Here is an 11,480-nt window from a genome sequence, read left to right as displayed (position 1 = left end):
AAGTAATGAAAAAGAAGAATTTAGTTTGTGTCTCTGCCTTGTGTGCATTGATGTCTTTCTCGTTTGTCAGCTGTGATGATGACAATGAGCCTTCACTGAACATACCAAATGTATCTGTAACTAATGTCAGTTTTACGGATGAGAATCCGGAAGCTTTAAAAGTTAGCGGAACCTTAAATTGGACAGCTCCGTCTTCTGTTGACAATGTAACAAAGTACGTGATTTATGGTTCCTCTGATGGAACCGCTAAAGATATGAAAATTGCGGAGGTAGAAGTTGGAACACATTCATATGCTATTACGGATGTCGTAAATATAGGCTATTTATTAGTTATAGCCGCAAATGCGGAAGGTGAGTCTTCTGTTTATGCTTCCGTAAGAGTTATTGATTTTGTGAAGGATAGTTCTTTCATGGCTTTATATTTCTTGAATTCGGGCAATATGGGAAATAACAACTCTTCTTTATATATGTACGACATAGAAAAGGATGAGGTTGTCCCCGATTATTTCTTGGCTCAAAATGGCAGGGGGCTGGGAGATACGGCACAGGATATGATCGTGTATGGCGATAAGATGTATATCGCGGTATATGGAGAGTCTACGATAGAAGTGACAGATCTGAAGGCAAAATCCATTAAGCAAGTCAAGACAGAGGGGCAGCCCCGTTATATGGTATCAGAGGGTGGAAAAGTCTATATTAGCTATTATAATGGATATGTCGCTCGTTTGGATACCGCATCCTTGGAGGTTGAGGCGAAAGTAAAGGTCGGACGGAATCCGGAACAATTGGCGGTATCTTCTAATAAATTGTTTGTCTCAAACTCCGGAGGTATGGATTACAGTACCGAGGTTGGGTATGATAAAACGGTATCAGTGGTTGATCTGTCTACTTTTACAGAGATAAAGAAGTTGGATGTAGTATTGAATCCCACACGGATACAGGCGGATGAGCAAGGAAATGTATATGTGGTTTCTATGGGTAACTATGCGGATATACCCAATACGGTACAAAAGATAAATACGGAGACTTATGAGGTTACTTCCCTTACGAATTGTCCAAACGCAACGGAGATGGCCTATGAGGATGGCAAGCTATTTCTGTTCTATGCGCAATGGGGAATGTCTAGCCCTGCATTTTTAACATTTGATACAAAGAGCCAATCTGCGGGAACGAGCTTTATTACAGATGGAACCTCAATACAATCCCCTTATTCAATCAGTGCCGTGGGTGGAAATGTCTATGTCGCAGAGTCTGATTATAAGAATAATGGCGATATCTATTGTTTCGGAGGTGACGGTAAATTGTTCAAGAAGTTTGAGGCTGGTTTAAATCCCATGAAAGTAGTCCTCGCTCAAAAAGATAATATCTAATGCGATTACTGATTCTCTTAGGGTTCGCTTTCTGGATGGTGGCATGTACGCCATCCGGAAAGCAAACTTCTTCCAAGGAAGCTCTTTCCTCTGATAGAATTCAATATGCCCAAGGTTTCACGGTTCAGCGCTTTGATACCTATACAATGGTGGAAGTTCGTGATCCGTGGGATAGTACTCGTCTGCTTCAACGCTATTTATTGGTAGACCGGACAAAGTCGGTTCCTGGCGGATTACCCAAAGGGACGATCGTGAAGGTCCCGGTAAAAGATATTGTGGTTTATACTTCTGTTCATGCGGCTATTATTGATCAATTGCACGAAATCAATAAGGTTATAGGTGTTTGTGAGCCTCGTTATATGGATACTCCTGCCATACAAGAGGGTATACAGGCCGGAAGAATCGCTGATTTAGGTGAGGCTACCTCTCCGAATATAGAGAAAATGATAGAGATCGGTGCGGAACTCGTGATAGCTTCCCCGTTTCAGAACAGTAGTTATGGGCCTGTCGAGAAGATAGGGATACCCATTATCGAAGGAGCCGACTATATGGAGGCATTTCCTTTGGGGCGCACGGAGTGGATTCGCTTTTATGGTTTGCTATTCGGAAAGGAAGAGATGGCCGATTCTATATTTAAAGAAACAGAGCAAGCCTATCTGTCCCTAAAGAACTTAACCGTGAATATAGATAAGCGTCCTACTGTTTTGTCGGAGAAAAAGTTCGGTTCCTCATGGTATATACCGGCTGGAGATAGTTATATGGCCCATCTTTTTGAGGATGCAGGAGCCGATTATATGTTTAAGGATTTACCGGGTGCCGGAAGTACCCCCTTAGCGTTTGAGACCGTGTTTGATAAAGCGATCCATGCGGATATTTGGCTTGTTAAATATAATCAGTCTTCCGAGATGACCTATAACGATTTACGCTCCGAATATACTCCCTACGAGAATTTCGACGCTTTTAAAAAACAACGGATTTATACCTGTAATACAGGGATAGTTCCTTATTACGAGGAATTCCCATTACATCCGGAATATCTATTGAAAGATTTAATCTGGATTTTCCATCCGGAGCTAGTACCCGGATATTCTCCCCGTTATTTTAGTAAAATGCCCTGATTGTCTTAAAGGTTTCATATCTTTGTTGAAATGTCGTTACTAGACAAATAAAGGTATTAGACTATGAAGATAAAAAAGGTATATGTTGATGTTTTAACTGCATTAGCGAAGGGAACAGATGCCGGGATTTACAGGTTGAATCCCAAACGAGTTGAAATCGTGAGTTGTGAGCAGGATGTAAAACGTGTTCTTGCTGAATGTGAGAAGACTGGTAAATCTGTAACCTTTAAAGCTGGGGGGACCTCTTTATCCGGCCAGACTATTACAGATTCTGTATTGATGGAAATCAGTCCTGACTATGGAAAGGTTAAGATTTCAGGAGATGGGAGTTTGGCTAAATTCCCTTGTGGTATAACTGGAGAAGAGGCGAACCGCTGGTTGAAACCTTATGGCCGTAAGCTAGGGCCTAGCCCTGCCTCCATCAAATCCGCACGTATCGGCGGGATCGTAGCGAATAACTCAAGTGGTTCTAGCTATGGTATTATCCATAACTCCTATAATACGGTCCGGGATATGGAGATTATCTTTGCGGATGGAGCCTTTTTGGATACCTCTTCGTTAGCGAGTCGCAGGGATTTCATGCAAACGCATATAGGCTTATTGGAGAAGTTGATGAATTTCCGTTTGGAGATTTTGTTGAATCCAGACATGGAAGACCGGATTCTATCTAAATATGAGTTGAAGAATACCTGCGGTTATGGAATGAACTCTTTCTTGGATTATACCGATCCATACGATATACTCATGCATTTAATGGTTGGCTCGGAAGGAACCTTAGGGTTTATTTCTTCTGTTACTTTCGAGACAGTCCCCGATGAGGCTTTAAAAGCTTCCGCCTTGATTTATTTTCCCTCTTTGATGGAGGCGTGCAGAGCCATAGCCCCGTTACGCCAATGCAAAGTGTCCGCCGCCGAGTTGATGGATAGAAACGCCTTACATGCGGTAGAGGATGAACCGGGGATGCCGGAGATATTACATTCTTTACCCGAGGATGCGGTAGCGTTGCTGATCGACACGTCTTCTAATTCGGAAGAAGAACTTCAAATCCAATTCCGAGATATAGAGGAGCGGCTAGCAGATATACAGACCTTATATCCGGTATCATTTACGACCGATCCGAAGCTTTACGCTACTTATTGGCGGGTACGAAACGGTTTATTTACTTCCGCTGCGGGAAGACGGCCACGGGGGACGGTATCTATTATTGAAGATATTGCTTTCCGGGAAGAGGTTTTAGGAGAGGCTTTGGAACAAGTGCGTGGGGTCTTGTCGGATTATGGATACGGAAATGCGGTGATGTGGGGACATTTATTGGATGGAAACGTTCATTTCACGATTTTTCCGGATATAAACGCACAGGAAGGTATTGATCATTACGCTTCTTTTATGCGTAGCCTTGTAGATGTGGTACTTTACTACGACGGTAGCTTGAAAGCGGAGCATGGCACGGGACGAAATATGGCTCCATTTGTTAAAGATGAATGGGGTGAGGAGATTTATGAGTTGATGTGGAAGATCAAAAGGCTCTTTGACCCGGAAAATATATTAAATCCGGGTGTCCTTTTAAATCGGGACCCGGATGTGTTTATAAAGAACTTAAAGCAAATACCGTTGGCGAATGAGCTGATCGATAAATGCATCGAGTGTGGTTTTTGTGAGATACAATGTCCGTCAAGGCATGTGACATTGACACCCCGGCAACGTATCGTGATCTATAGGGAATTATCGGCTTTGGCGGAACAGGGGGAAACAAACTCTAAGCGATATAAAGAACTCAAGAATGCCTTTAACTATAAAGGTAACGCTACCTGCGCTACCGATGGCCTATGTGCTACGGCATGTCCGGTTGGCATTAATACCGGTTTATTGATCAAAGAGTTACGGTGGGAAGAGAATGGTACCTTGGCGAATGCTATCGCTTCGGGCATCGCCGGGAATATGGGAGTCGTAACGGGTATGCTTCGTCCTTTGCTTAAGTTGCCCCATGTGCTTTCAAAGCTGGTGGGGTATAATGCATTCGAGAGATTTGCCTCTTTCTTGTTTAAGGCTTCCGCTCATAAATTCCCGCTTTGGACTCGGCATACACCTTCTGGTGCGTCAAAGTTCAAGGAACTGACGGGTGTAGAGAATGGGATGGAAATGGTTTATTTCCCGTCTTGTATTACCCGTACGATGGGAGCTTCAGCTGATTATGAAGATGTGGATTTTGTAAGTGTAACGGAACAAACAATCGCTTTATTGACAAAAGCGGACTTTACGATTCGTTATCCTGAGAATCTAAGTAAGCTTTGTTGCGGCATGGCTTTTAGCAGTAAAGGGTTCCGGAAGCAAGCGGCGCAGAAGGCAAAGGAATTGAATGAGGTTCTTTTACGAGCGAGCGATAACGGCCGCTTGCCTATTTTGTGTGACATGAGCCCTTGCTTGCTGCATATGAGGGAAACCTTGGATAAACGTTTACGATTATATGAACCTGTGGAGTTTATCTATGACTTTATGCGTGATCGTCTGAACTTTAGTAAGTTGCCGGTTACGGTAGCGGTACACTCTACTTGTAGTACAACGAAGATGGGAGTACAAGACAAGCTGGTGGAACTGGCAGGCTTATGCGCGAACCGGGTGGTCTCTCCCGCTCAAGTTACTTGTTGCGGTTGGGCGGGCGATCGTGGTTTCTTCTATCCGGAACTAAACGCTTCCGGTCTTCATTACTTGAAACCGAACTTGCATGGGGCGACGGAAGGATATAGCAATAGCCGTACGTGCGAGATTGGTTTGACGATGAATAGTGGGATATCCTATAAGTCGATCGTATATTTAGTGGAAAAGGCTACCCGTTAAAAATCAAAAACCCCGGTTTCGTACAACTGAAACCCGGGGCTTTGTAGTTTGGCATTCGAAATTATAGGGAGTTTTATTTCATAGATTCTTTATTCATATTATGCGTAACCGTTAAGCATTCCGTTGAAATACATCGGTTTTAAAATATATACCTTTAAGATCCAAGCAAGCCATTGCTCTTTTGATGTATCGATCATCGAGAATGGGAATGAAACGTCGGGTTTCTTTTCGTAGTCAAACTCACAAAGCAACACGTGTCCATAATCCGTAACGATCGGGCAAGCGGCATAACCGTTGTATTTCTCGGTCGGCTCTTTACCTTCCATGAGCGCGATCAGGTTCTTGGCGGCGATAGGTACTTGCTTACGGATAGCGGCAGATGTTTTACTGGTCGGGATACCGGCTACATCACCCAGAGAAACGATGTTCTGGTATTTCTTATGTACCAAGGTCTCTTTATCGACCATTACCCATGCGTCCGCGGCCAATTTACCTTCTGTCCAACCTAATCCGGCATCACGAACGAAATCGGGAGCGGACATAGGCGGGGTGAAGTGTAAGAAATCGTAATCCTCTACGAACGGCGTTACGATCTTTTCTTCGCCTTTTGTCTCTATTTTCTCAAAATGCACTTGTTTTGCGGATGTGTCTACACCTTTTACACGTACATTCAAGTTAATAGGTATGTTACGTTCATTATATATTTCCAGCAAGCGAGGCGTGAAATACGGAATATCGTATAGCTCCTTCGATGCGGTAAAATAATTCAATTGCAGTTTGTCGCGAGTCCCTTGTTTCCTTGCGTAATGCTCGGATAATAAACAGATCTTTTTGGGAGCGCCACCACATTTATGTTTTGTATAGGTATCGGTATAAATACCTTTGCCTCCTTTTTTAGCGAATTCTTGAAGAGCTTTCCATGTCTTTTGGGCTCCTTCGAAATCGTAAATAGAGTTTGCGTTTCCTTGTCCCAAGGTGTCGTGGGTAATGCCCTCTACTTTTTCCCAGTTACATTGTAATCCCGGGGTCAGTACTAAAAAGTCGTACGGAATCTTTCCGTTACTTTTGGTCGTTACTTGATTCCATACGGGATCAACCGCGGCGACCGAGTCCTTTATCCATTTTATACCGCTAGGCATACAATCCTCTTGCTTCTTCCAAACATCTTCCGGTTGGTATACACCTGAGGCGATCAGAGTGAATCCCGGTTGATAAAACTGACGATCGCTGGGGTCAATCAGGGTGATATCCGGTTCATCAAGCCAATGTTTTAATCGGGCAGCCATACTGATACCAGCGGCTCCTCCACCGATAATAACGATTTTACCTTTTGCGCTGCTTGAAAAAGCGTTTGCTTTTCCGGTATTAGCTCCCGCGATCAGTCCTGTCGCCGCTAATAACTTAAAGAAATGCCGTCTGTCGACACCTTTCTTTTCTAGCGCATCTAATTGTTTCTCCAGTTCGTGTTTCATCATGTCGAAAGAATTTAAGATTTTATTCGCTGGCAAAGGAAACACAATAAATTACGGTAGCCATGAAAATGACTACTACACGACTTGCGCAAATGATTTTTTTATTGGATAAGACTACTACAAGACTTTCTCAAGCTCCTTTTGTATATATATACTATGCTGTTATATAGTATATTATATGTCAAATAGATTAAAATTATATAAGACTCACTTTTTGCGAGATTCTAAAGTGATGCGATCCGGAAGCCAGAGATACGCTGGCACATCCTCCAATTCCAACACGATTCTTTCTTCGATCATTCCTTCCGCTTCCTCAAAGCTTCCGACGATGATCAAATCCTCCTTCCCATCCTCGTTAACAGCCTGCGGCTTAATATCGTACGATCAACCGCAATAAGATCTACCACATTTTTTTTATCTCTTCCAGATAAATTAAAGTAAGTCGTGGGAGTGGTTTATTGTGAATATGTAAATATTTAACACATAAATCTTTATCCATAATGAATAAGAAAGGAGCGAAAGAATCTTCTAGTTCCATAGGTAGCCCTAAATTCTTATTATGTAAGCTCAATAGTTTTTTCCCATAGCAATCGTTTCTTAATCGAGCAGGATAATCAGGCGATACGAAAACTATTTTTGTTTTTATTTCCTCGTCTGTAAAAACCTCGTTCATTATATCGACAACTGCATCGATACAAGGAGGACATGTTTTCTCTGAAAAACAAAAGAATAATTTTTTATCATTACATAAATTACTTAAGGAGAAAGAATCTAGAGAGTCTGTTCCCCAATAGGCTATTTGATCAAGGCATTCATAGTGTTCATTTTTTAGTTCTTCTCTTTTAAGGATACCCAGACTTTCTTTCTCGTATTCAAAATTGTCAACATACACATCCTTCGGGGATTTTCTAAAATGATTCACGCATTGCATACAAATTATGCCTGCCAGTATCCCCAAAAGGAAAATATAAATTGTATTCTCGTTAACCTTCATTTTTGAAAACATATTTTACTAAGACAGGATTCTCTTGTTCCGAATGTGATTGAATAATTCTTTGCTGATCCTCATTTCTTAACTTCTCGGGAAATAGATCATTTAATGGAAGCCCTCCTTCCGGAGTACAGAGGATGAAGTCTTCTCCGAAGTAGATCGGGTAAAGTTGCAAGCCCTCCTTGGTTCGCTCGAATTGAAGCAAGTCATGGTTTTTCCTGTTATAAAACAGTTGGATGTACTTGTTTTGGCGGACTACCATGGCGTATCGATATCTGCTGTTTTGTCCCTGAGAGTCTATTATATAATTTACGCTCTTAGAGGAATAGACATCCTTCGCGTATTGAATTATTTCTTGCTTGCTCATATTGGGATGGAATTCTAATTTTTCGATGTCATTATTTAAATCACCAAAATCCCAACGATAAAGCTCTGTAAAGGTCGCTCCCGATAGTGAATAAATCGTATTAGTCAAAGACCTTCGAAAAGCGTGTGGAAATGGAAATACACCCCTACAAAATACATCTTTTATGTCTTCAGGAAAATATTCATCGAGTATCTCGTTTCTTGATAGGGAATAAAACTTCAAGCGATGGTCGTAATCGTATGTGAAGAAAGCTATCGTATCCTTGTTTTGGAACTGTAGGCTGTTGTAGGCCCCCGCTATTTCAGGAAGTTTCTTTTTCTCGATGAACTTGCCCCCTAGATCATAGAAAAAGAGAGCGTTGCTGACGGCGCAAAGTACTACAAGGTTCCTGCGGGTCGTATCGATCGCGAAATCTGGTAAGTTTAAATACTCACCCGGGCCGTTTCCTTTCTCGTTAAGTGCGAATTGGAAATGTCCCTCCCTATCGAAAACAAAGATTTGGGATCTCGAATAATCGTGAATATAATATCGATCCTCAAAAAACTTGATTTGGGTTATATTACGGATCAGCGATTCTGGCGTTGTCTCTAACGGAATGAGTTGGATCTCAGAAAATAGATCTTTAGTGGAGATCTCGTCTCGCTCGTCCAAATTCACGGTGATGATATCTGATTCCATGTTTTTCTTATCCTTCCATCCCGTACAAGAAAGAAAGAAAAATATGGATATCATCGAAAAATAATAGATGATACTTTTCATACTTTTTAATCTGGATAACAATGATGTTCTTGCATTCCTGAGAAATAACAATGCACATAATAAATACCACTTATCCAATCTACATTCCAGCAAGTCCCCTCATATCTGCCGCAGCTTATGACTGGGCCTTGGTCGCCATCCGGGCAAGCATGATCATCACTGTCACCTTCTGCTAAAACATCTACGTTTATAGCGAAAAAGATCAAACTGATTAACACCGTGAATTTAAAAAATCTCTTTCCCATACATCATTAAATTTAAGTGAAACAAAAGTTTGAATACAAATATATATATATTGATAGTGTAATGATTTCCATGTGAAAATTTCCCGGAATAAATTATTCATGTTAGATGTTGAGTTTGTCGAGAGATCATTTTCGGGAAGAATTTTTTACTTCAATACGATCTTGTAGCTTTCTTCCCCTCCGGTAGCCATGTGCAATTGGAGGACGTATAACCAACCCGTCGGGCGTTCTGGTGAGATTCTCGGAAAATATTTTTAGTAGTTCATCAGGAAATCGACAAGATTCGTATCCCCATCAAGGGCTAATCGCTTTCTTAAGCGGTATCTTCTTAGCTCGATAGCCCGTACGGATACATTCATTAACGATGCGATCTCCTTCGTGGAAAGGTTCATGCGGAGTAAGCAACAAATACGCAAATCGCCTGCCGTTATATCTGCGTATTGCTGGCGTAAACGATCCATGAAATTCTGGTGGGCGCTATTGAAATAGGTCTCGAACTGCACCCAATCCGCTTGATCGTTCAAGGTAGATTCGATCAAGGAACGTAAACGGGTATATAACTTATTGGGGTATCGGTCACCCAATGTCTCTTTCTGCTTATCCAGTTCTTCCAACAAAGCTTGGATTGCCTCGTTTCTTTTTACCAAAGCTGTTGTCTGGAGAGTAAGCTCATTGTTTTTGTTTTGCAACTCCGTTTCCAGCATCTCGCTTTTCATTTGTTGAAGCCTTTGCAGTTCGGCTTGTCGCTCTGCCTCCAGCTTTTCTTGTTCTTTTTTCCGCAAATTCCTTAAATGGTACCGAAGTCCTTCTTGAATGGCGAACCATATCAAAGCGACGTAGATCAAATAGGCCCATACGGTATTATACCAAGGAGGGCGCACCGTGATTTGCATCGTGATCTCGGGAAACGGCCCACGGGTTACATATTTACGTACCCTTAGCTCATAAGTTCCTTCCGGAAGTTGTAAGAAGGTAATTTTGCCGTCTTTCTGCCAAGAAGACCAATCGGCGGATACCCCTTCCAGCTTATAACTGATTTGGTGATTAGGGGTGAATACCGTTGTTCCGATGTATAGCGAGAGTTCTTGGAAGTTATGGGGCAGGTCGATTCTTTGCGTGTCCGGATATAAATAATGTGTACCTTCTTGATCTTGATACTCGATGCGCATAAACCGTGGCATCGTCAATCCTCCTAGGCTTCCCTCTATTAATTGACGAGTGTTGATTAATAGGGTTCCTTGCATGGCAGATACCAAATCAAGAGAATCATTCAAGGGGATGATCCGTTTGCCATTGGTTACCAGATTCAGATCGTAATTATCGAATAGGATCCGGCATTTTAAAGTTCCTGTACCGTTTTCCCGATGGAAGAGTCCGGCCTCATTCTGGATCGTGAGCCAATACAAATTGTCTGGAACCGGGTAAATACTTTCTGCGTTGGCGAATACGCTCAATACGTCTTTATTCTTAAATAAAGAGCTTACCGATAAATGATTATCGGTCGTATCCGGATGGATATATGAACGTCCGATCTCATCGGATATCGGGGTAAACTTATCACCAAACATCAGGCTCCGGCTGAAGTAGCCGACATTGGTCCGGATATAGAGGCGGTTATCCTCTTTTACAGCGTCTTCCAACTTTCCGATCTGGCTTCTTTTACCTAACATGGCGATGGGAGGATTGATATCTATTTGGGAGATACCATTATCCAAGGCGACCCAGATTAAATTATTATCCTGTACGCAGATGGAGCGTACGATATTATCTTGTAACTGATTATTGATGTTGAGATGTTGAAAGATCTCCCCTTCGTCGTTGGTGATATAAATACCGGACGTAGATGTTCCCGTGAAATTGAGACCTCCGGCGCTAGCGAAGGAAGTTGGGTGCTTCTCCTCGATTTCTTTCGGGATCGTGTAATTCGTCTCGGGATCATCGAAATTTATATATGACGGGAGCGTATCGATCGGATGGTATTCCAGATTCCCGAGTTTGTCGTATAGCCAATAGCCTAACGATGATTTGCCTTGGGTATAGATAGAATCGTTCTGGAAAGATACTTTATAAATAGGGGTTTTATCCGGTAATGGATATGTGTTCCATGTATTCCCGTCAAAAGTAACCAGACCGGAATTATTAGCTACATATAAGATGCCATGATAGGAAACCGCTAAATCCCAATTTTGGCAACTAGCCTTGTAATCGTCTACGGAATAATTTTGTACGAGGATAGAGGGAGCGACCACAGACGCACGCAAGGCGAAAACCGCCAGTATAGATAATAATATGATAAAAGGTAGCCGTCTGTACATGGTCTTTA

The 11,480-nt window shown here is 42.1% G+C and carries 8 protein-coding genes; 3 read left to right on the top strand and 5 right to left on the bottom strand.

Translation table 11 applies throughout. From position 1 onward, the window contains the following. The first annotated feature begins 5 nt into the window (after positions 1–5). The 3 genes from CI959_RS05600 to CI959_RS05590 all read left to right on the top strand — a co-directional run bounded on the left by CI959_RS05600 (position 6) and on the right by CI959_RS05590 (position 5,323). Positions 6–1,370 carry a DUF5074 domain-containing protein gene (locus CI959_RS05600; RefSeq protein WP_005859612.1) on the top strand — a complete coding sequence of 455 codons (1,365 nt, stop codon included), beginning with the start codon at positions 6–8 and terminating at the stop codon, positions 1,368–1,370. After that, positions 1,370–2,488: an ABC transporter substrate-binding protein gene (locus CI959_RS05595; RefSeq protein WP_005859610.1), complete on the top strand. Its 1,119-nt coding sequence runs from the start codon at positions 1,370–1,372 to the stop codon at positions 2,486–2,488. The genes CI959_RS05600 and CI959_RS05595 overlap by 1 nt, the downstream gene beginning before the upstream one ends. Positions 2,489–2,551: 63 nt before the next feature. Then, positions 2,552–5,323 carry an FAD-binding and (Fe-S)-binding domain-containing protein gene (locus CI959_RS05590; protein ID WP_005859608.1) on the top strand — a complete coding sequence of 924 codons (2,772 nt, stop codon included), beginning with the start codon at positions 2,552–2,554 and terminating at the stop codon, positions 5,321–5,323. A gap of 98 nt (positions 5,324–5,421) precedes the next feature. Here CI959_RS05590 and CI959_RS05585 read toward each other — a convergent pair whose 3' ends face one another. The 5 genes from CI959_RS05585 to CI959_RS05565 form a co-directional block, all read right to left on the bottom strand. After that, complete coding sequence (locus tag CI959_RS05585) at positions 5,422–6,798, bottom strand: NAD(P)/FAD-dependent oxidoreductase (RefSeq protein WP_005859606.1); 1,377 nt, start codon at positions 6,796–6,798, stop codon at positions 5,422–5,424. A 397-nt stretch (positions 6,799–7,195) separates the two neighbouring features. Then, positions 7,196–7,789, bottom strand: coding sequence for a hypothetical protein (locus CI959_RS05580; RefSeq protein ID WP_005859604.1), 594 nt, complete (start codon positions 7,787–7,789; stop codon positions 7,196–7,198). After that, positions 7,779–8,912 carry a 6-bladed beta-propeller gene (locus CI959_RS05575; protein ID WP_095231419.1) on the bottom strand — a complete coding sequence of 378 codons (1,134 nt, stop codon included), beginning with the start codon at positions 8,910–8,912 and terminating at the stop codon, positions 7,779–7,781. Before CI959_RS05575 ends, CI959_RS05580 begins: the two co-directional genes overlap by 11 nt. A gap of 5 nt (positions 8,913–8,917) precedes the next feature. Further along, entirely contained in the window at positions 8,918–9,157 is a 240-nt protein-coding gene (locus CI959_RS05570; protein WP_005859600.1) for a hypothetical protein, read from the bottom strand. Positions 9,158–9,411: 254 nt separating this feature from the next. Beyond that, positions 9,412–11,472, bottom strand: a complete 2,061-nt coding sequence (locus tag CI959_RS05565) for a transcriptional regulator (protein ID WP_008779156.1) — start codon at positions 11,470–11,472, stop codon at positions 9,412–9,414. Positions 11,473–11,480: the final 8 nt, after the last annotated feature.

It is taken from the genome of Parabacteroides sp. AT13, from assembly GCF_002272965.1.
Classification (GTDB): Bacteria; Bacteroidota; Bacteroidia; order Bacteroidales; family Tannerellaceae; genus Parabacteroides; species Parabacteroides distasonis.
Note: the sequence above shows the minus strand (reverse complement) of the source record. Positions and strands in the feature narration are given on the sequence as shown.